17 protein-coding genes and 2 pseudogenes are annotated in these 19,657 nt (G+C 61.4%); 10 read left to right on the forward strand and 9 right to left on the reverse strand.

The window, feature by feature from the left end; translation table 11 throughout:
* Positions 1 to 14: 14 nt before the first annotated feature.
* Positions 15 to 908, forward strand: a complete 894-nt coding sequence (locus tag ACQY4Y_RS17165) for a hypothetical protein (RefSeq protein WP_428491786.1) — start codon at positions 15 to 17, stop codon at positions 906 to 908.
* A gap of 11 nt (positions 909 to 919) precedes the next feature.
* On the opposite strand, the gene ACQY4Y_RS17170 is transcribed toward ACQY4Y_RS17165, so the two are convergent.
* Positions 920 to 1,894 (reverse strand): IS1595 family transposase, encoded by a 975-nt coding sequence (locus ACQY4Y_RS17170; protein ID WP_428491787.1) that lies wholly within the window; start codon positions 1,892 to 1,894, stop codon positions 920 to 922.
* On the opposite strand from ACQY4Y_RS17170, the gene ACQY4Y_RS17175 reads away from it, so the two are divergent.
* The 4 genes from ACQY4Y_RS17175 (at position 1,830) to oxc (ending at position 7,899) form a co-directional block, all read left to right on the forward strand.
* Positions 1,830 to 2,237 (forward strand): DUF6471 domain-containing protein, encoded by a 408-nt coding sequence (locus tag ACQY4Y_RS17175; protein WP_428491788.1) that lies wholly within the window; start codon positions 1,830 to 1,832, stop codon positions 2,235 to 2,237. The two genes, ACQY4Y_RS17170 and ACQY4Y_RS17175, sit on opposite strands and share 65 nt — an antisense overlap.
* Positions 2,238 to 2,414: 177 nt before the next feature.
* On the forward strand, positions 2,415 to 3,161 hold the full coding sequence (locus ACQY4Y_RS17180) for a hypothetical protein (protein WP_428491810.1): 747 nt from the start codon (positions 2,415 to 2,417) through the stop codon (positions 3,159 to 3,161).
* A 90-nt stretch (positions 3,162 to 3,251) separates the two neighbouring features.
* Positions 3,252 to 6,074, forward strand: a complete 2,823-nt coding sequence (locus tag ACQY4Y_RS17185; protein ID WP_428491811.1) for an FG-GAP-like repeat-containing protein — start codon at positions 3,252 to 3,254, stop codon at positions 6,072 to 6,074.
* A gap of 130 nt (positions 6,075 to 6,204) precedes the next feature.
* Entirely contained in the window at positions 6,205 to 7,899 is a 1,695-nt protein-coding gene (gene oxc, locus ACQY4Y_RS17190) for an oxalyl-CoA decarboxylase (RefSeq protein ID WP_428491812.1), read from the forward strand.
* A 42-nt stretch (positions 7,900 to 7,941) separates the two neighbouring features.
* On the opposite strand, the gene ACQY4Y_RS17195 is transcribed toward oxc, so the two are convergent.
* The gene (locus ACQY4Y_RS17195) at positions 7,942 to 8,391 is read right to left on the reverse strand and encodes an amidohydrolase family protein (protein ID WP_428493660.1); all 450 of its coding nucleotides are present in this window, start codon (positions 8,389 to 8,391) and stop codon (positions 7,942 to 7,944) included.
* A gap of 159 nt (positions 8,392 to 8,550) precedes the next feature.
* On the opposite strand from ACQY4Y_RS17195, the gene ACQY4Y_RS17200 reads away from it, so the two are divergent.
* Positions 8,551 to 9,162, forward strand: coding sequence for a hypothetical protein (locus tag ACQY4Y_RS17200; RefSeq protein ID WP_428491813.1), 612 nt, complete (start codon positions 8,551 to 8,553; stop codon positions 9,160 to 9,162).
* A 2-nt stretch (positions 9,163 to 9,164) separates the two neighbouring features.
* On the opposite strand, the gene ACQY4Y_RS17205 is transcribed toward ACQY4Y_RS17200, so the two are convergent.
* On the reverse strand, positions 9,165 to 9,407 hold the full coding sequence (locus ACQY4Y_RS17205; protein ID WP_428491814.1) for a DUF6471 domain-containing protein: 243 nt from the start codon (positions 9,405 to 9,407) through the stop codon (positions 9,165 to 9,167).
* A 103-nt stretch (positions 9,408 to 9,510) separates the two neighbouring features.
* Here ACQY4Y_RS17205 and ACQY4Y_RS17210 point away from each other — a divergent pair.
* A pseudogene (locus tag ACQY4Y_RS17210) lies at positions 9,511 to 10,029 on the forward strand (transposase); the annotation flags it as partial.
* 62 nt (positions 10,030 to 10,091) lie between these two features.
* Here ACQY4Y_RS17210 and istB read toward each other — a convergent pair.
* Together istB and istA are read right to left on the reverse strand one after the other, a co-directional pair.
* Positions 10,092 to 10,961: an IS21-like element helper ATPase IstB gene (istB, locus tag ACQY4Y_RS17215; RefSeq protein WP_428489552.1), complete on the reverse strand. Its 870-nt coding sequence runs from the start codon at positions 10,959 to 10,961 to the stop codon at positions 10,092 to 10,094.
* Positions 10,958 to 12,214 carry an IS21 family transposase gene (gene istA / locus ACQY4Y_RS17220; protein WP_428489551.1) on the reverse strand — a complete coding sequence of 419 codons (1,257 nt, stop codon included), beginning with the start codon at positions 12,212 to 12,214 and terminating at the stop codon, positions 10,958 to 10,960. Before istA ends, istB begins: the two co-directional genes overlap by 4 nt.
* 130 nt (positions 12,215 to 12,344) lie before the next feature.
* Between istA and ACQY4Y_RS17225 the strand changes: the two are divergent.
* Positions 12,345 to 12,731 (forward strand): annotated as a pseudogene (locus ACQY4Y_RS17225) (transposase); the annotation flags it as partial.
* 1,218 nt (positions 12,732 to 13,949) lie between these two features.
* On the opposite strand, the gene ACQY4Y_RS17230 reads toward ACQY4Y_RS17225, so the two are convergent.
* Positions 13,950 to 14,765, reverse strand: coding sequence for a hypothetical protein (locus ACQY4Y_RS17230; protein WP_428491815.1), 816 nt, complete (start codon positions 14,763 to 14,765; stop codon positions 13,950 to 13,952).
* A 204-nt stretch (positions 14,766 to 14,969) separates the two neighbouring features.
* Here ACQY4Y_RS17230 and ACQY4Y_RS17235 point away from each other — a divergent pair, with 204 nt between their 5' ends.
* Positions 14,970 to 15,635, forward strand: coding sequence for a dienelactone hydrolase family protein (locus ACQY4Y_RS17235; protein WP_428491816.1), 666 nt, complete (start codon positions 14,970 to 14,972; stop codon positions 15,633 to 15,635).
* 397 nt (positions 15,636 to 16,032) lie between these two features.
* Positions 16,033 to 16,680: a septal ring lytic transglycosylase RlpA family protein gene (locus ACQY4Y_RS17240; RefSeq protein WP_428491817.1), complete on the forward strand. Its 648-nt coding sequence runs from the start codon at positions 16,033 to 16,035 to the stop codon at positions 16,678 to 16,680.
* Here the strand turns inward: ACQY4Y_RS17240 and ACQY4Y_RS17245 are convergent, their stop codons facing one another.
* The 3 genes from ACQY4Y_RS17245 to ACQY4Y_RS17255 are packed head-to-tail and all read right to left on the reverse strand — an operon-like array spanning position 16,681 to position 19,624.
* Positions 16,681 to 17,568, reverse strand: a complete 888-nt coding sequence (locus tag ACQY4Y_RS17245) for an S-methyl-5'-thioadenosine phosphorylase (protein ID WP_428491818.1) — start codon at positions 17,566 to 17,568, stop codon at positions 16,681 to 16,683.
* Complete coding sequence (locus tag ACQY4Y_RS17250; RefSeq protein ID WP_428491819.1) at positions 17,568 to 18,350, reverse strand: cytochrome c1; 783 nt, start codon at positions 18,348 to 18,350, stop codon at positions 17,568 to 17,570. Before ACQY4Y_RS17250 ends, ACQY4Y_RS17245 begins: the two co-directional genes overlap by 1 nt.
* Positions 18,350 to 19,624: a cytochrome b gene (locus tag ACQY4Y_RS17255; RefSeq protein WP_428491820.1), complete on the reverse strand. Its 1,275-nt coding sequence runs from the start codon at positions 19,622 to 19,624 to the stop codon at positions 18,350 to 18,352. Before ACQY4Y_RS17255 ends, ACQY4Y_RS17250 begins: the two co-directional genes overlap by 1 nt.
* Positions 19,625 to 19,657: the final 33 nt, after the last annotated feature.

Below are 19,657 nucleotides of genomic sequence, written 5' to 3' on the forward strand. Positions count from 1 at the left end.
TCTACAATGGCTGCATGAGTCGCGCAGAGTTTACGATTGCCTATGACGGACCGGCGCTGCGCGAGCACGCAATGGATGTAAGGGACTTGGCGCCAGCAATGCTAGGTCTGGGTCAACTCTTTGATGCGGCGAATACAATTCTCAACGGCGACATCGCCCGCGTCAAAGTTCAAGTTAAGGCCACCGAACCGGGGTGTTTTCAGATTACGTTTGAAGTTATTCAAACGGTCGGCGAACATCTTATGGCTCTGCTTACCGGTCCGGGCATTACTGCCGCCAACAACTTGGTCGGTCTTTTGGTCGGCGTTCCAACAATGGGTGTCGGGCTCATTGGCTTAATCAAACGCTTCAAGGGCGGTGAATTAGATAAAGTCGAGCCACTACCCGAGAACATCGTGCGCTTGATTAGCGGCACTGAGCAAATAGACGTACCGACGGCTTTATTGCGATTATATCAGGATATAGCGGTTCGTACCGCTGCGCAAAAAGTGATCGAGGAACCCCTGAGAAAAGAGGGAATTAACTCATTCGAAGTTCGAGAGAAAACCAGAGAGATTGTCAGAGTCACAGAGTCTGAAGCTTCTTACTTTGCAAAGCCCCATATCCCAGATGCAACTTTGGTTGATGATACTCGGGTCACCGCGTTCTCCATAATTTCTCTTGCTTTCAAAGAAGATAATAAATGGCGGCTCAATGACGGAACCAATGCAATCAGCGCCGCGATCGAGGACGCTGGCTTTTTGAGCAAAGTCGATACCAATCAGATATCTTTCTCCAAGGGTGACATCTTGCTTTGCAAGGTTAGGGTTGTCCAAAAACAAACCGATGGCGGCCTTAAAACAGAGTACACGGTGGTGCAAGTTATTGAGCATCGTCCGGGCATCAGACAAATTCCTCTGCCTCTGTAACCGGCCGCAAACTAATTAGCACGCTGCCAATACCCGCACCAATCAACCGAGGTAGGCGCCAACATCGCCAGCCCCGCTACGGCTTTGACCTGCTGGCCGTTGGCAACCCGGCGGTAATCCTCACGCCACGCGCTTTCCTGGGCATAGCGGACCAGATAGCGGCCTGCGATGTGGTGATGATGTCCAATCTCGGCCCGGCGCATCCGGGAGAAGAACTCCTCCGCACCGTTCGTGTAGACGCCTGAGCCGTCGCTGTAGAGCTTGCCGTGGTCAATCCGGGCCACGTCAAACCCGGCATGTAGGGCGTTCCAAGACGACGCTTCGTCAACCACGATCCTCGAAACCGGGCTCACCCGCTGGACGATGAACCCCATAGCGTCCACCTCGGCATTGAAGACGGCTGGGACGGTACGGCCACCGCGCTCTTTGACCACCACTACGACCTGACGCTTTCCGTTCTGGTTTTTGGCAAGGCGTCGGTCGCGGCGGTTCTCGCGATGGTTGGCAGGCTTCACGTACCCACCGAAGTAGCCGCCATCGATTTCGACAGTCTCGCCCTCGCCCCCGACGCGCATCCCCTTCAGTTCGAACGCCATCGCCTCCCGCAGCTTATGCGCCAGGACAAATGCGGTCTTGTATTGGCAATCCAAATCACGGGAGAGAGCCAACGCGCTCTTGCCCTTAACCTCGTTCACGAAGATGGCGATGGCCGCGAGGTATTGCCGCAGCGGCATCTTGTGGAATGCAAACAGGGTGCCGCTCGTGATGCTGAAGTCCTTGCGACACGCCTTGCAACGGAACCGCAGCGCGCCGGATGGGCGGCGGCATTCATAGACGGTCGGGCAACCGCAGTGCGGGCAGATTGCCTTGCCTTCATCCCAACGTACGGCCCGAAACACAGTCTCAGCTTCCAAGGCCGTCATGCGCATCACCGACGCTAGCGAGAGCGTCCGGGCTTTGGCTGAGAGAAGGAAATGCTGTGACATCATCGTATCCGGTGTTGATGCACCGAATATGATGACAAACAACCCTGTTGTCAATGGTCAAAACATCGAATATGATGATCTAAACACTGAATCCGGAGATGGTATGGCGACAGATATTGAATGGCAAAATCTGGTGAAGGGTATGCTCCGAGCGGAGCTGAAGCGCCGGAACGTCGGTTATCGTGAATTGGCGGTGAAGTTAGGAGAGATCGGCGTTCAAGAAAGCGAGCGGAACATAGCTAACAAGATCAGCCGAGGAGGATTTACGGCCGTGTTTTTTGTCCAGTGCCTCGTTGCAGTCGGTTGCCACACACTGCGATTGGGAGAACCTGCAGACGGTTAGCGTCTTTCACAATGTGGCTTAGAAAGATTGAACAATTAAGCTTCCAACGAAAATTACAGGCCACGCAGATGCCGCCAACAAAATTGCAACGATGGTCCAGGCTCTCCCTTCACGGGAGCCCGTTTGGTATGCCGCCGCCATAAGAATGCAGCCGAGAAGGATTGCCGGAAATTGTGGATGGACTGGCTTCGCCACGTTTGGGCGGCGGCGTGGGCTTCCGATGTCAAGTGGACGGATGTCGCGATTGTCCTGTTCACCTTTGGACAGGTGTGGATTGGCATTCAGCAAGCAAAAATTGCTCGGCGACAAACAGGGATCGCTGACGAAACCCGCGACATAGCTGTGTCTGCCCTTGGCCGCCCGTACGTTTTTATCGAGCGAGTCACTCACAACTATTCGGATTGCTATCGGGGAGATTCCGAAAGACTGCGGTTCATCTTCCAACTTGTAAATCACGGGAGTGGTCCGGCTGTTATATTGGGAGTATTTGCCGATGTCATCCTTAGCCCGGGTCCGATCAGTCTTAACCGGCAAGAAGAGAGCCCATTGACTCCATTTCCACCGAAGACGTCTTTTCCCCTCACGGGCTATCATATTTGGTCGGCTTACACTAAAATCGAACTTAGACCGCAAGAAGAGAGCTGGCGTTACGATTCTATCCCGTTCATCCTCCGCGCCGGAGAAAGCAGCCGCATCTTTGAAAGCGAAGCGTTTTGGACTTTCCCTCGGCCAGAGACCCCGGATTACAATCGCCTCCCTTTCATAATTCCAAGTGGGCATCACGGGACTGCGCCTTGGTTGATCGCCAGCGTCCGATATGAAAGCCCGTTCGGTACGAAGCATCATACCGGCTTGAGCGCACGCGGCCGCATGAATAGCGGCGCTGATCCATATAACGAGAAACCATTTACCGACCGTACCTAAACGCGGCCTGTGGTGGCGACTGCTACCTAATACCGCGTCTATACTGATGTCGGGTCAGCCGCCGCCGTCACCCGCGACCTTGAAGCCCTGGTGTTCAATCCGACACCGCACCAGGTCGCCCCGGGCCAGAGCGTCACCACGGGATTCACCATCAGCGACACCGATGCCGCGTCTGCCCACACCACGAACAGCGCCACCACCGTCATCGCCACCAGCGGCACGGTGTTGCCCACCATCAGCGGAGCCATGCTTGGCCAGGCGGTGACCGCCCCAGCTACGATCACGCCATTCTCGGCGGTGAACATCACCGATCTCAACTACGGCCAGGTCGAGACCGTCACGGTGACACTGTCGGCGCCGGCGAACGGCACCCTGACCAACCTGGGCGGGGGCACCTATAGCTCCGGCATCTATACCGTCACCGGCACCGCCGCCGCGGTCACCGGCGCCCTGCACGGGCTGGTGTTCACCCCCACGCCGAACCAGGTCGCCCCAGGCCTGACCGCCACCACCAGCTTTGTCATCAACGACATTGATACCGCATCCGCGCGTGCCACCAGCGTTACCGCATCGGTGATCGCCACCGCCGGAACCATCGCGCCCACCATAACAGGCACCACCGCGCTGCAGACCGTGGGCGCCTCAGGCACGATCACGCCGTTTTCCAACGTGGTGATCGGTGAGGTAAACATCGGCCAGACCGAGACCGTTACGGTGGCGCTGTCTTTCCCGGCAAACGGGACGCTCACCAACCTGGGCGGCTTCAGCAACCCCGCGGCCGGCATCTATACCTATACTGGCTCCGCCGCCGCGGTGTCCGCCGCGCTGAACGGGCTAATTTTCGCCCCGACGCCGCATCAGGTCCAGCCGGGCCAGGCTGAGACCACAGTCTTCAGCATCACCGACATCGATACCGCCGGGGCCAGCGTCGTCAACAACACGACCTCGGTGATCGCCATCGCCGGCACCGTGGCGCCGACCATCACCGGCGTCGTCACAGGCCAGACGGTGGCGGCCGGCGCAACGATCGCACCATTTGCCGGCGTGGTCATCGGCGATCTCAACGTCGGCCAGACCGAGACCGTGACGCTGTCGGCGGCGGCGAACGGCACGTTGACCAACCTCGGCGGCCTCAGCCCCGCGGCTGCGCCCGGCGTCTATACCGATGTCGGCCCCGCCGCCACGGTCACCCGCGATCTGAATGGCCTGGTGTTCAATCCGGCAGCGCACCAGGTCGCGCCCGGTCGGTCCGTGACCACGGTCTTCACCATCGGCGACACCGACAGCGCCTCGGCCGTTGCCGTCGGTGCGGCGACATCCGTCATCGCGATGATTGGCGCGGTGGCGCCAACCATCAGCGGCACCGTCGCCGGGCAGATGATTGCCGCCCCCGGGATGATCCGGCCATTCGCCAACGTCGTCGTCGCAGACCTCAATTTCGGCCAGACCGAGACCTTGACCGTCACGCTGTCGTCAGCGGCAAACGGTTTCCTGAGCAACCTGGGCAGCGGCAGTTACAACGCCGGAGTGTTCACCGACATCGGCTCGGCCGCTGCGGTCACCGCCGACATACATAATCTGAACTTTTCGCCAGCCGCCAGTCTGGTGGCGCACGGCCAGACCGTCACCACCGGTTTCACCATCCGCGACATCGACAGCGCCGCAGCCAGCGCTGTGGACAACACGACCTCGGTAACCGCTACCGCCGGCATCGACGCCAATCCGGCCTCGCTTATTATGCTGCAGAATAGCAGCGGGCAAATGGCGCTGTGGCAAATAAATGGGCTGACGATTGCCGCAAGTGGCCTGATCGGGCCGAGCGCCGGGTCGTCCTGGTTCGCCATCGGCGCAGGCGTGTTCTACCCTGGCGACACGTCCGACATCGTGCTGCAGAGTCAGAGCGGCCCGGTCGAAACCTGGCAGGTGCGCGGCACCGCGATGATCAGCGGCGATCTAGTGGCGAACCCCGGCTCGGCATGGCACATCAGGGGCACCGGCGACTTCTACGGCGACGGCGCCACCGACATCGTGCTGCAGAACGACGATGGCTCGATCGCAGTTTGGGAAGCCCAGGGCGGCGCCCTCGTCAATGCCGGCATCGTTGCGCAAACTCCTGGTCCGGCATGGCATGTCGTTGGTACCGGCGACTTCTACCGCGACGGCAAGACCGACATCCTGCTGCAGAACGATGACGGGTCGGTGGCGATCTGGGAGATGCAGGGCAGCACGATCAACTTGAACAAAGCCGGCGTGATCGCACCAAGCATTGGCCTTGGCCCGGCATGGCACATCAAGGGCACCGGCGACTTCTACGGCGATGGCGCCACCGACATCGTGCTGCAGAACGACGCCGGCCCGCTGTCGATCTGGGAGATGCAGGGAACCACAATCGCGCAAGCCGGCTTTGTCACCAATCCCGACGGCAGCACCGCCAATCCAGGCGCGGCCTGGCATGTCATGGGCACCGGCGATTTCAACAACGGTGGCAAAACCGGCATCGTGCTGCAGAACGACAACGGCGACGTCGCCGAATGGCAACTCAGTGGCACAACCGTGGTCAGCGCCGCGATCCTGGCCAGCCCCGGCCTGCCGTGGAGCGTATTCGGCAGTGGCGATGGCATGCGATTCATCCAGACCACCGGACCGAATGAGATCCTGGCGGCGACGCCGACCAACCCCGATGAATTCGTTTTCACCAACGCGGCCGCCGGTTGGCACACCATCACCGGCTTCAGCGCCATCCAGGACCGTATCGAATTGAGCGCGCTGCGGTTCCCCGCCTTCGCAAACGTCCAGCAGGCCATCACCCCGATCGCCGGTGGCATCATGATCAATCTCGGCAATGGCGCCGCGCTGCAGCTGCCGGGTGTCAATGCCGCGTCATTGCACGCGAGCAACTTCGCCCTGACTTGAACCCGCCTCTCAGCGTAGACCGCGTCGCAGCCGACGCGAGGCACACCGCCTTGGCGTAAACCGTGCAGTCTCCCATACTGGCGCCGGCCGGCCCAGGCAGTCCGACATCCATAACGGCGGAAATCGACCGATGACAAAAGAAATCGACCCGGCCACGGTAACCGACGGCTTCCACCTCGTGGTGGATGCCCTGAAACTCAACGGCATCGACACCATCTACGGGGTCGCCGGCATCCCGATCACCGACCTGGCCCGGTTGGCGCACGCCGAAGGCCTGAAATACATCGGCTTTCGCCATGAGCAAGCCGCCGGCAACGCCGCCGCGATCGCCGGCTATTTGACGCAAAAGCCGGGCATCTGCCTCACCGTTTCGGCACCAGGGTTCCTGAACGGCATGCTGGCGCTGGCCAACGCCACCACCAACTGCTTCCCGATGATCCTGATCAGCGGGTCGAGCAACCGAGCGATCGTCGATCTGGAGCAGGGCGATTACGAGGAACTCGACCAGCTCAACGCCGCCAGGCCCTATGCCAAGGCCGCCTATCGCGTCAACAACCCCGAGGACATCGGCACCGGTATCGCCCGCGCCATTCACGCCGCGCTTTCCGGCCGGCCCGGAGGGGTATACCTCGATCTGACCGCCGACGTGCTCAGCGCGGTCATCGAGAGGCAGGCGGCGGCGAATTCGCTGGTCAAGGTGATCGATCCAGCACCGCGCCAGATCCCCGCGCCCGAGTCGATCACCCGCGCGCTCGACCTGCTGGCCGAGGCGCAACGCCCGCTGATCATCCTCGGCAAGGGAGCCGCCTACGCCCAGGCGGATGCCGCTATCCGCGGCTTTATCGAGACCACCGGCATCCCGTTCCTGCCAATGTCGATGGCCAAGGGGCTGCTACCCGACAACCACCCGCAATCCGCCGCCTCCGCCCGGTCCCTGGCCATCGGCCAAGCCGACGTCGTGATGCTGATCGGCGCTCGGCTGAACTGGCTGCTGTCGCACGGCAAGGGGAAAACCTGGTCGCCCAGCACGCGCTTCGTGCAGGTCGACATTTCGCCCACCGAGATCGACAGCAACCGCCCGATCGCCGCTCCGGTGATCGGGGATATCGCCTCGGTCATGGCGGCGTTCGCAGCCGCGCTCAAACCCGGCAGGATCAAGCCGAACACCGCCTGGGTCGATGCCCTGTCGGCGACCAAGCAAAAGAACGCCGAACGCATGGCGCAGCGCCTGAACGCCGACCCTAGCCCGATGAATTTCTCAAGCGCCCTGCGCGCCGTCCGCAACGCCCTGGCCAACCGTCCGGACGTCTATATCGTCAACGAGGGCGCCAACACGCTCGACTTCGCTCGTAACATCATCGACATGTACCAGCCGCGCCAGCGGCTCGACAGCGGTACCTGGGGTATCATGGGCGTCGGCATGGGTTACGCCATTGCCGCCGCGGTGGTCAGCGGCAAGCCGGTGGTCGCGATCGAGGGCGACAGCGCGTTCGGCTTCAGCGGCATGGAGATCGAAACGATCTGCCGCTATCGGTTGCCGGTCATCACCTTGGTGTTCAACAACAACGGCATCTATCGCGGCGACACCGACGGCAAATCACCGTCGCCAACCGGGTTCGTCACGAACGCCCGCTACGACAAGCTGATCGAGGCGTTCGGCGGCGCCGGCTATCACGTCACCGACACACCCAGCCTGACCAAGGCGCTGTCCGACGCGCTGGAGGCCGCCAAGCCGGCGCTGATCAATGTCGTCATCGACCCCAGCGCCGGCACCGAGAGCGGGCACATCCAGAATCTCAACCCCAAACGAGCGGTCGCGCACTGACGGCTGTGCGCGCCACCCGTAAAGATCCCGATCAAACCAGAATCAAGGCACTGTCAGCCGATACACCCGCGCCGCCGTCCCGCTGTACAGCGCGGTCTTCTCCGCCGCCGACGCCTCCGCCGTGATGCGCTTGAACGCGTTCCACAATTCGGTGTAGCCGCACGACTGCTTGTCCGGCGGAAAATTGCTCTCGAACATGCAGCGCTCGACGCCGAACGCGTCGATGCACGGCTCGATATATTGACGCCAGGCGGCGGCGAGTTCCTCCGACGACGGCGGCACGTCGCGCTCGTGGAACCCGAAACCGAACGACGTCATGCCGATGCCGCCAAGCTTGACGTTGACGTTCGGGCACTTCGCCATTTCGCGGATATCATTACGCCAAGTACCCAGGATTTCCGACCGCCGCCCGGAGTACGGCCCGACGCCCAGCACGCCGCCAACATGGTTCAGGATGATCGTGGTGTCAGGAAACGCCCGAGCCAGATCGATCCGGTATTAGGCAGCAACCGCCACCTGCGGATTTCCGGGGGAATCTTCATTTAAAGAGGGATTTTGGGAGCGACTTTTTCACCGTTGATATTCGCGATGCTAAGTTTGTGTTTGCCATCCAGGCAGCCAAGCTACGCGATGCAAGGGAGAAAGTGCTTGATGCGACAGATTGTCCGGTGGATCGCAACGGGTATTTTTGTTCTTTTTTGGGGAGTCGGCGGGGTCGGATTCCTGCAAGCAAATATTGCTGCCTGGGCAGCGACCGAACACTACGACATCTTTTTTGCAACCTTTCTAGGTTGGGTGGGGACGCGCATGCCTGACCTCACCTTCCTTCTAACAAACCACTCATTTTGGATTATTGCCGGGACAGTCACTGGTTTTGCGGCTGGGGTTTGGTTGGATGTATTGGTGAAGCGTCAGTCCAAAACGCTAGGTCAGGGATTAATAGATCCCAGCGACATATGCGTTAGGTTTCCGACAAAAGACTGGAATCTTCCGCTTAAAACGGTCTTCAAACAGCCTTATCGACACAAAATGGTAAAGATCGACGGTCAAGAATTCATCGAATGCGTATTTGATCATGTGACTGTGGTATTTGATGGAACTCGTCCGGCCCGGATCACAGACTGCAAGCGAAGCCCCGATATTACGATCGAGAGTGGGAATCCAATAGTTGTAAACACCTTCGAGATATTGGCAGCTTTTGGATTAATCAACAAACCAGAACGAGGAGTCAGAAAAATTGATGAAAGAGACCTAGACGCATAGTCCTATAGCTCTTCCAGACGCACTCCGTCCATCTCCAATGCAGCCAAGGTAGCCAGCAGAAACGTTGCAGCAAAAGTTCCCCGTTTAAGTTTTGCTTTGACCGTAGATTCAGATTCATCTGGCAGCCCATGCTCCTTCAGCCGATGCGCCAGATCAGCATACGTCAGCTTAGCACGCTTCAATTCGGCTTTGATAAAGCGCGAAGCCCGGTCCCGAAGCTCTTCCTCTGACGCCGCTAGTCCCATAGGTGACGCTCCCGACCTTTAGGTATCATATTCGTCGCTTTTCATGTTGACAAGAGCCTTTATGGGGTGTCATATACGTCTCTAAGGAGACGATTACGACCCAATGTCTCAGCATTTCCTTCTCTCAGCCAAAGCCAGGACGCTCTCGCTAGCGTCGGTGATGCGCATGAGCGATCTGGAAGCCGAGACTGTGTTTCGCGGCGTCCGCTGGGATGGAGGCAGGGCGATCTGCCCGCATTGCGGTTGCCCGACTGTCTACGAGTGCCGTCGTCCGTCCGGCGCACTGCGGTTCCGCTGCAAGGCGTGCCGCAAGGATTTTAGCATCACGAGCGGAACCCTGTTTGCCTTTCACAAAATGCCGCTGCGGCAATATCTCGCTGCCATCGCCATCTTCGTGAATGAGGTCAAAGGCAAGAGCTCGCTCGCCCTCTCACGCGATCTGGATTGCCAGTACAAAACCGCCTACGTCCTGGCGCACAAGCTTCGGGAAGCGATGGCATTCGAGCTGAAGGGGATGCGCGTCGGTGGGGAAGGCGAAACCGTCGAGATTGATGGTGGCTATTTCGGCGGCTATGTGAAGCCTGCCAACCACCGCGAGAACCGCCGCGATCGGCGCCTTGTGTCAACGCCGCTCCAATTTTCCGCATTTGTGCCGGAGTAAAATTCCCCCGTTTGGATTGGTGATCAGCCGTGTGTTGGATCGGCGCTCCTGTCCTTTGGAGGCCGTCCGCGGCGCGGTTGCGAGGGGGTAACCGGCGGAATGGGTCGCGTGCGCATTGTCTCTGGGACGAGGTCGGCATGTTGACGCAGACGATAACTTGCACCTTCGATCTGCACGACCACGGCGTGGTGCAGCAGGCGGTCGAGCAGCGCGGTTGCGACCACCTGGTCGCCGAACACCTCCCCCCATTCGGCGAAGCCACGATTGCTGGTGAGGATCATGGCGCCGCGCTCATAGCGGGCGTTGACCAACTGGAAAAACAGATTGCCGGCGCCGGCGCCGACCGGCAGGTAGCCGATCTCGTCGACGATCAGGAGCGAGGCCCGGCACAGGAACCGGATGCGCTCCCGCAGCGTGCCCTCTCGTTCGGCCCGGGCCAGTGAGGCGACGATATCGGCGAGCGGCGAGAAGTAGACGCTGCGTCCGGCGCGGACGGCCTCGACGCCGAGGGCGACAGCGAGGTGGGACTTGCCGGTGCCGGGCGGCCCAAGCAGGTGCAGCACCTCGTGACGGCTGATGAAATCGAGCTGTGCCAAGGCCAGGATGCGGTTGCGGTCCAGCGAGGGCTGGAACGAGAAGTCGTAGCTCTGCAGGGTCTTGACCGTGGTGAGCCGGGCCATGCGCAGCGCCGCCTTGATCCGGCTGCCCTCGCGCAGCGTCAGCTCCTCGGCAAGCAGGGTGTCGATGGCTTCGAGGGCCGAGGTTTCGCCGCGCTCGATCTGGCGCACGACATGATCGAGCGCCTCCAGGGCGCGCGGCATCTTGAGGCCGACCAGGCTGTGGCGAACGCGGTCCAACGTGGCTGGAGCGGCGGCGATCGGCGTCTCGCTCATGTCGGTGCTCCCCCGGCCAGGCGTTGCCCCACGGCGGCATAGATCTCGAGCGGCCGTCGCGCGACCACATCGCCGGAGCGCAGCGGCATGGGCGGCGCCTCTCGGGGCGTGGCGCTGTTGGGCGGTGGACGGTGCTGCCGGTGGCCGCCAGCAATCCGGCGCTGTCCGCGTCCCTCGAGCACGGGATGGGCGGCAATCTGCCGGCCCTCCTCGAAGATGTGCACCTCCCGGGTCAGCGTATGAACCTCGACGGCGCGACTGCGGGTGCAGTCGGGCACGCTGTAGAGATTGCCGCCGACGGAGATCATACCGTCGCGGGTGACGCGCCGCTCCAGCCTCAGCACGGCCTGGAAGGGGCCGACCGGCAGCGGCTTGAGGCTGGTGCGCTCCTCGGCAAAATGAGCAGCGACGACGCGCCGTGTGGTGGCGTGCACGCGGGCGTTGGCGTCCTCGTCGAGCCACCGGCGCAGCTGTTGGTTCAGGTCGTCGAGGTTGCGGAAGTTGCGGGCGAGGAAGAAGTCCTGGCGGATGTAGCGGAACGGACGCTCGACCTTGCCCTTGCTTTTGGCCCGGTAGGGCCGACAGGCCTTGGGCATGAAGCCGTAATGGCGGGCGCAGGCCAGCAGGGTGGCGTTGTAGACGATGCCGTCGTCGCCCTCGCCGGTGACCGCGGTGCGCATACGGTCATAGAGGATCTCGGCCGGCACGCCGCCGATCGCTTCGAAGGCCGCGACGTGGCAGCGCAACACCGCCTGCAGGTCCTGGTGCATGACGAACGTCGCCCAGATCAGCCGGGAGTGGCCCAGCACCATTGAGAACAGCCAAACGATGCGAACAGCGCCGGGCTCGTCGGTGAACTCGGTGCGGAACTGGGCGAAGTCAACCTGGGCCTGTTGGCCGGGAGACGTCTCGAACCGGCGCTCGAATCCGACGGAGGCTGCCGGCCGGACGTCGCGCAGGAACTCGGTGAGTTGGCTGTAGCCGCCCGCATACCCGAAGCCGCGTAGCTCCCGCAGCAGACGCCGGGCAGACAGGTCAGGATAGGTCGCCACGCGCTCGCGCAGGTAAGCGTGATGGGCATCAAGCAGCGTCGGCCGGGGACGGCGCGGGCCGTAGTGAGGCGGCTCGAGACCGGCCTGGATGTATTTGCGGACAGTCTTGCGGTCGATGCCCGTGCGCCGGGCAATGGCCGACACAGGCACGCCCTGGCGGTGCAGGTCTAGGATCATGACAACTTCCCCAAGTCGGACCACCAGCGCCGCCTCCCACGAAGGAGGGCATCATCACGCCGGCGGCTGCCCGCCACACAGGACGGGCTGTTGCGCGTCAGAGTGGGGAATTTTCAACCGGCACTTTTGGGGAGAATTCATCCGGCAGTGACACCTTGCTAAAAACCAGAACGGCAAGCGCCAAGTCGTTGTCGTTGTCAAGGAACGTGGTGGCCGCACAGTCCCGGCCGTCTTCAACGCCGAGGTGGACTCAATGGGGTTCATTATCCAGCGGGTCAGCCCGGTTTCAAAGATCGTGGTTGACGAAGCCTCGTCCTGGAACGCGCTGCACGCCGGGTTCGACGTGGCCCGGATTGACCATGGCAAACTCTACAGCGACGGCTCAGGCGTCTACACGAATGGCGCCGAAGAGTTCTTCTCCCGAATGCGCCGGGCCGAGATTGGGCATCACCACCACATTGCAGGCCGCTACCTCGTCCGCTATGCCCAAGAGAGTGCATGGCGGGAGGATCATCGCCGGGTGGCTAACGGCCAGCAGGTCAAGGCCGTGGCTGGACTAGCGATGATGGCGCCGACGTCGGTGGACTGGTGCGGGTATTGGCAACGGGCTCAAAAAGCTTAAATAGCAGAAATGCCGGTCACCAGCATCAAAGCATTGGAATTGCTGATAAACAACACAAAGCCTGCGTGATATGATTGCGTGATATGAATGCACATATCATAGCGCTTGCTTGTTAGACTGAAATCAGCGTATGCACTCAACATCGGTGATATGGTGAATTCAGATGTGGGGAATGGCGGACGAACCGATTGTTACACGCTCGCAGGTGCGCATATGGCAAGAGCGTCTCGCAGATATCCCATCGGAAATAACAGCACTTCAAAAGGAGGCGGATGATCTTGATCGCAAGCTAACAGCTGTGAAAATCTTAACAGGCGGCTCGTTACCCGATGACCTCCCCTCGCCTGACATGGAATCAGGGAGCCAAGAGACGCAGGCAGACCGACCGGCTGCGTCCTTCCCAGACTCAGTTTTGCTTGCGGTGGAAGCGTTGGGGGGAGTGGCACGTCCAGGTGACATTCGGACATGGTTGCGCGAGCATGGCTCTACGTCCGCGATACGCCTACAGGCGGACAAGCCATACATTTACGCCGTGATCATGCGACAGGCTCAAGCTCGCCGACTAATTAGGGAAGGCGATAAATATCGCCTTTCAACGAGTTCCCCGAAAGGGGAAACCGGGGGTGTGGCGCCCCCGGCAGCTTCAAAGCCTAACCCTCATTGATTTAGCGTGCCGTTCAAAGCGGCGTATGGAGGCAGGTGGTATATGCAACAATAAATTAACTTTCACGTCGCACAGCCTCTGCGCTCGGGCTATTCTAGGCCCGGGCGTAAGCGCAATAGCACAGTACACATAGGGCTCAAAGCCCTAATGATCTCGCCGCGTCCATCGCGCTCCGAGCCCGTGCCCGATTCTTCCTATCGACCCGGATAATTGCAGGCGATGCAGCGCCCCAAGGAACCGCTTGATCATGTTGTAACGGATTTTGGCGTCATCCGGGTCAAGCCCCTTCTCGGACATGGTCCAACGGACGATATCCTCGGCCGAAATTGGATCACCATTGGCTCGCCTGACCGCCTCCCGACAGCGGCGGGATATCTCACCGTTGGCGAAGAAACCCGACCGTGCCGCAGCCGGTGCCTTGGGCCTGATGTTGTGCGGGACGGCTTCTGGATCGAAAAGCTTCAACGCGGCGTCTACATGCGCCATGTCCGCGCGAGCTTGGTGCGTGCGCTCTTCCAGGTCCGTGGATGAGGCCCGAAAGTTCGGCGCGCTTTTCGATTAGGCCGCTGATTACGAATGAATTCGACATGCCACATATGGTAGGCTAATCCCAGCCGGCGCGCCTCTATCCTGTGGTGGTGCCTGCTACCTAATACCGGATCGATCGCGTCGACAAGTTGCGGATGATACTGCCATGACTCGAAACTGAGGCCCAGTTTCGCCAACTGCGCGAAGCCTTCGCGGAACCGGTCGTCCCGCACCAGATGACCCGGAACGCTGCGCGAGGCGAACTTCCCGACCGACGGGTCGGCATCCCAGGCCACCCCCTGGCGGATGCCGCGAAAGCGTCCGCCGCCGGCGGCGATTTCGGCCTCCAGCACGTCGCGCACCCGCGCGCCAAGCCTGAGGTCGGCGTAACCGATGATGCCCTCGGCGACGCGGCATGGCCCGTAATTGCCCGACGCGCTCATCGCCGCGATGCCGTTGACGAACTCGACCTCGCCGACCGGCGCCATTTCCGCCGGACCGTGGCGGCGATACATCGACTGGCATTCCAGGAAGACGGTGGCGACGATGTTGTGTCCGCCGCCGATATCGGCCAGCAGGTCGGGCAGGAAGTAGCTGCCGCGCTGCGGCGTGTCCCAAAGATGGTGGTGCGGGTCGATGATCGGCAGTAGCGAATCCAGCGCGGCCTCGGGGGGGCGCTTGCCCAGCCATTGCTTCAGTTCGCTATCGTTGCGATAAACGATGCCGCGATACTCGCCCTTCGAATCGCCGATCTCGGTCATCCCACCCCCTTTTCGTTGCTTCGCCGCCGCTCGCCGCGCAGGCACGCAACCCGCATCCGCGCCCGATCCGTTTCCGGCCAAGCCTACCCCGGCGCGGGCGAAACACAATATCAGCCGGCGATCGCGGGCGTCATCCGGTCACGGTTGACGGATCGGGCAATCTCGCCATGCTGTCGCCCAACATACGATCGCAGGAGGGATCACATGGGCGAGACAATTCAGTTGAAGGCCGCCGACGGCTTCAGCCTGTCGGCCTACGTCGCCGGTCCGGCCAACGCCACCAAGGGCGTGGTGGTGGTACAGGAGATTTTCGGCGTCAACCATCATATCCGCGATGTCGCCGACCGCTTCGCCGCGCTGGGCTATGCGGTGGTCGCGCCGGCGGTGTTCGACCGCGCCCAGAAGGGCGTCGAACTTGGCTACACCCAGGACGATGTCGGCAAGGGGCGTGATATTCGCATGAAACTCTCCGACCCGGACGTGATGAAGGACATCGAGGCCGCCGCTGGTCATCTCGGCGGCAAGAAGTTGGGCATTGTCGGCTATTGCTTCGGCGGCACCGTGGCGTGGTGGGGCGCGACACGGACGTCCAGGTTCGCCGCCGCATCCTGCTGGTACGGCGGCGGCATTCCGGGCACCAAGACCGAGACCCCGCACTGTCCGGTGCAGATGCATTTTGGGGAACAGGATGCCTCTATCCCGATGACCGACGTCGATGCGGTGCGCGCGGCGCAGCCGAAGGCCGAGGTCTATGTCTATAAGGGCGCGCAACACGGCTTCGGCTGTGATGAGCGGGCCAGCTTCAGCAAGCCGGATTACGAACTGGCGCAAAAGCGGACGGTGGAGTTGTTCGCCAAGAATTTGGGGTGAGTAGCGGTCTCACGATACGACCCCGTTTCCACTATGATCGATCAGGTTGCAGCCGCACAACCTGATCGCCGGGCCTCAGCCATCACCTTGCTTGCCAATTGATCACAACCAATAGCGTCGCAAGACCCCATACGGTTGGCAGCCAAACCATGGCCATACCCCCAGTCCAATTGCATCAACTGAACGGTCAGCAGCAATATAACGCTGGATCGTGCAATCACGCTGCACTCAATAGTGAAGGATAGTGTGTCCTAACGATCTCGACATAAGTATTCTCGACGATCTATACACACGCAAACATCCGAAATTCACGAAGTTTTCATGGCACGACCGTTTGTGATCGGAACCAAACAAGGCACGCCTGCGTCTTTGCTTGGATAACACCAGGGGTCGAATGATGAACGGATGGCGCGCCGCGACAGCGGCTGGGCGGGTCGGGGCAGGTCGGGTCGGGGCCGGGCGGGTCGGGGCAAAGTGGATCGGGGCAGGGTGGATTTGTGTGCTGTTGCCCTGCGCCGCAATCGCGGCACCACTGCCGGCCAACGCGCCAGGGGCCAAACAGGAAGCCGAACGGCTCGATCAACTGCCGCCGTTGCCGCCCGCGCCAGCCGGCCATATCGACCACTCCGGCCGAACAGAGTCCGGACGTGCGTCGTATTACGCCCATAGCTTCGCCAACCGGAAAATGGCCAACGGAAAACGGATGAACCCGAACGCCGATATTGCCGCCAGCAAGACCCTGCCGTTGGGCAGCGTCGCCAAGGTGACCAATCTGCGGAACGGCAAGACCGCCACCGTCAAGATCGAGGACCGGGGTCCCTACGTGAACGGCCGTGTCGTCGATCTGGCGCCGAAAGTCGCCAACCAGCTAGACCTGACCCACCGGGGCGTCGCCCCCGTAGTGGTCAAGCCGGTCACCCTCCCGCAACCCGACGGCCAGGTGAAGCTCGGGGCCGGGGCGGCCGAGGCAACCCCACAGGAAGTGCAACAGGCAATCGAGGCGACCAGGCAACTGACCAGCCCGAACGAAACCGCCGAGAAATAGCTACAGCACCCGCCCGGCGACGACGTCCAGCCTGGCGGCAAGATCCTTGTCACGGCATTCCGGGGACGTAATCACCGCGTGATCGAGCGCGCGGTCACAGCCGCACGGGCACAGGGCTCGATCACGCCCGATCGTCGGAACCACAGACCGCACCAAGCCGCGCGCTACCTCCGCGTTGCTCAGCAGAACCCTAACCACCGCCTCGACGGTGACATGGTCGTGGTCCGGATACCAGCAGTCGAAATCCGTCACCATCGCCACCGTCGCGTAGCAAAGTTCGGCCTCACGCGCCAATTTGGCCTCCGGCATGTTGGTCATGCCGATCACGCTGCAGCCCCACGACCGATACAGTTCGCTCTCCGCCTTGGTGGAGAACTGCGGCCCCTCCATCACCAGATAGCTGCCGCCCCGTGTCACCGGCAGCGACAATGACGACGCCGCCCCGAACAACGCCTCCCCCAGGCGGCCGCAAACCGGGTGAGCCATCGAGACATGAGCCACGATGCCATCGCCGAAGAAGCTCTTTTCCCTGGCAAAACTGCGATCGATGAACTGATCGACCACCACGAAGTGCCCCGGCGCCAGCTCCGGCTTCAGGCTGCCGACCGCAGACAACGACACCACGTCGGTCACGCCGCTGCGCTTCAACGCATCGATATTGGCGCGATAGTTCAGATGCGTCGGTGACTTCGGGTGGCCCCGGCCGTGCCGTGGCAGGAACACGCATTGCACGCCCCCCAGTCGTCCGAACAGCAACGCATCAGAGGGCTCGCCCCACGGCGTTTCGACCCGCCGCCAGGCCTTGTCCTCTAACCCATCGATATCGTACAGCCCGGATCCGCCAATGATGCCGATCACCGGCCGGATCAGCGGATCAGTGCCCGCCATCAATGATGCACGTCGGACCACACCTTGCGTTTCACGGCATAGGTGAGACCGGTCATGAAGACCAGGAACAGGATGACCCGCACCCCGACCTGCTTGCGCTCCACCAATTCCGGATTCGCCGCCCAGGCCAGGAAGGTGATGACGTCATGCGCCTCCTGCGGCAGCTTGTTGCTGGTGCCGTCGGTATAATCCACCGTGCCGTCCTGCAGCGGCGGCGGCATGTGGATCTGATGCCCGGGAAACATCTTGTTGTAGTACAGGCCTTCGCCGACCTTGAACCCCTTGGGGGCAGGGACGAAGCCGGTCAGGATGCCGTAGATATAATTCGGACCGCCCTCGCGCGCATTGACCATCAGCGAGAGGTCCGGCGGCACCGCGCCGTTATTGGCCGCCTTCGCCGCCGCGTCGTTGGCAAACGGCGACTTGAACTGGTCGGCCGGAGCCGCCGGCCCCTCCTTCGGGTTGCCCTGGTCGTCGACGCCGTCCGGCACGGTCACCGCCGCGGCCACCGCCTTGATCTGAGCCGCGTTCAGGCCGATCCCCGACAGATCGCGGTAATGCAGCAGCTTCATCGAATGGCAGTTGGAGCAGACATTGGAATAGATCTGAAACCCACGCTGCGCCGCCGCTATGTCATAGCCGCCGAACAGCCGCTCGAAGCTCCATTTCTGGTGCGGCATCGGCTCCTGTGCCATCGCCGGCGGGCTGCCGGCCGCCAGCGAGGCGGCTAAAATCACAGGCGCGAACGCTGCCGCCTGCAGAACCGAACGCAGTGACCCCATCACGCCTTCTCCATCGGCTTGGCCGGCGCACTGCCGGGCAACGGACCGCCGCCGCGTCTGCCCAGCACCGGCTGGCTGATGCTCTCGGGCAACGGCAACGGCCGTTCCAGCTTGCCGAGGATCGGCAGGATGACCAGGTAGTGCAGGAAATAATACACCGAGCAAACCCGGCTAAGCACGACCCAGATGCCCAATGGCTTGTGCGCCCCGCAAACCCCAAGGAGGATGACCGCCGCCACCCACACCCAGATCAACTGCCGGTATATCGGCCGAAACCGCGCACTGCGCACCCGCGACGTGTCGAGCCACGGCAGCACGAACATCACCAGCAGCGAGCCGAACATCATGCACACGCCCAGCAGCTTGTTCGGCACCGAACGCAGGATGGCGTAGTACGGCAGGAAGTACCACTCCGGCACGATGTCGGCCGGCGTCTGCAGCGGGTTGGCGGGAATGAAGTTGTTCGGATCGCCCAGGAAGTTGGGTGCGAAGAACACCAGCGCGGCGAACACGATCAGGAATACGCAGACGCCGACGCTGTCCTTGATCGTGTAGTAGGGATGGAACGGCAGCGTGTCCTGCGGCGACTTCACATCGATGCCCAGCGGATTGTTCGACCCGGTGATGTGCAGCGCGGCGACGTGCAGGAAGATCACGCCTACCAGAACGAACGGCAGCAGATAGTGCAGCGCGAAGAACCGGTTCAGCGTGGGATCGGCGACGCTGAACCCGCCCCACAGCAGGGTAACGATCTTCGGTCCAACCACCGGGAATACCGAGAACAGATTGGTGATCACCGTCGCGCCCCAATACGACATCTGGCCCCAGGGCAGCACGTAGCCCATGAACGCCGTCGCCATCATCAGCAGCAGGATGACTACGCCCAGCATCCACAACAGCTCGCGCGGCGCCTTGTACGACCCGTAGTACAGACCGCGGAAGATGTGGATGTAGGTGACGATGAAGAACATCGAGGCGCCGTTCTCGTGAACATAGCGCAGCAGCCAGCCGTAGTTCACGTCGCGCATGATGTGCTGCACCGAGTCGAACGCCAGAGTGGTGTTCGGCTGGTAGTTCATCGCCAGGAAGATGCCGGTGACGATCATGATCACCAGGTTCACCACCGCCAGCGCTCCGAAATTCCAGAAATAGTTGAAATTCTTCGGCGTCGGGAACACCCCATACTCTTTCTGCATCATCGTGAAGATGGGCAGTCGGGTGTCGATCCAGTTGATAACCGGATTGCTGAACTCACTCTTGGTCATGCCGGCCATGGTTGGTTCCCTGTCGGGGGTCAGACTGAACGG

Source organism: Rhodopila sp., from assembly GCF_965277165.1.
GTDB lineage: Bacteria > Pseudomonadota > Alphaproteobacteria > Acetobacterales > Acetobacteraceae > Rhodopila.

Bases quoted from the DNA above. Each gene is read 5' to 3' on its own strand.
- ACQY4Y_RS17245 (WP_428491818.1), bottom strand. From the start codon at position 17,568: ATGGCGGGCACTGATCCGCTGATCCGGCCGGTGATCGGCATCATTGGC.
- ACQY4Y_RS17240 (WP_428491817.1), top strand. From the start codon at position 16,033: ATGAACGGATGGCGCGCCGCGACAGCGGCTGGGCGGGTCGGGGCAGGT.
- ACQY4Y_RS17200 (WP_428491813.1), top strand. From the start codon at position 8,551: ATGCGACAGATTGTCCGGTGGATCGCAACGGGTATTTTTGTTCTTTTT.
- ACQY4Y_RS17175 (WP_428491788.1), top strand. From the start codon at position 1,830: ATGCGCATCACCGACGCTAGCGAGAGCGTCCGGGCTTTGGCTGAGAGA.
- ACQY4Y_RS17255 (WP_428491820.1), bottom strand. From the start codon at position 19,624: ATGGCCGGCATGACCAAGAGTGAGTTCAGCAATCCGGTTATCAACTGG.
- oxc (WP_428491812.1), top strand. From the start codon at position 6,205: ATGACAAAAGAAATCGACCCGGCCACGGTAACCGACGGCTTCCACCTC.
- istB (WP_428489552.1), bottom strand. From the start codon at position 10,961: ATGAGCGAGACGCCGATCGCCGCCGCTCCAGCCACGTTGGACCGCGTT.
- ACQY4Y_RS17235 (WP_428491816.1), top strand. From the start codon at position 14,970: ATGGGCGAGACAATTCAGTTGAAGGCCGCCGACGGCTTCAGCCTGTCG.
- ACQY4Y_RS17205 (WP_428491814.1), bottom strand. From the start codon at position 9,407: ATGGGACTAGCGGCGTCAGAGGAAGAGCTTCGGGACCGGGCTTCGCGC.
- ACQY4Y_RS17170 (WP_428491787.1), bottom strand. From the start codon at position 1,894: ATGTCACAGCATTTCCTTCTCTCAGCCAAAGCCCGGACGCTCTCGCTA.
- ACQY4Y_RS17250 (WP_428491819.1), bottom strand. From the start codon at position 18,350: ATGGGGTCACTGCGTTCGGTTCTGCAGGCGGCAGCGTTCGCGCCTGTG.
- ACQY4Y_RS17165 (WP_428491786.1), top strand. From the start codon at position 15: ATGAGTCGCGCAGAGTTTACGATTGCCTATGACGGACCGGCGCTGCGC.
- ACQY4Y_RS17230 (WP_428491815.1), bottom strand. From the start codon at position 14,765: ATGACCGAGATCGGCGATTCGAAGGGCGAGTATCGCGGCATCGTTTAT.
- ACQY4Y_RS17180 (WP_428491810.1), top strand. From the start codon at position 2,415: ATGGACTGGCTTCGCCACGTTTGGGCGGCGGCGTGGGCTTCCGATGTC.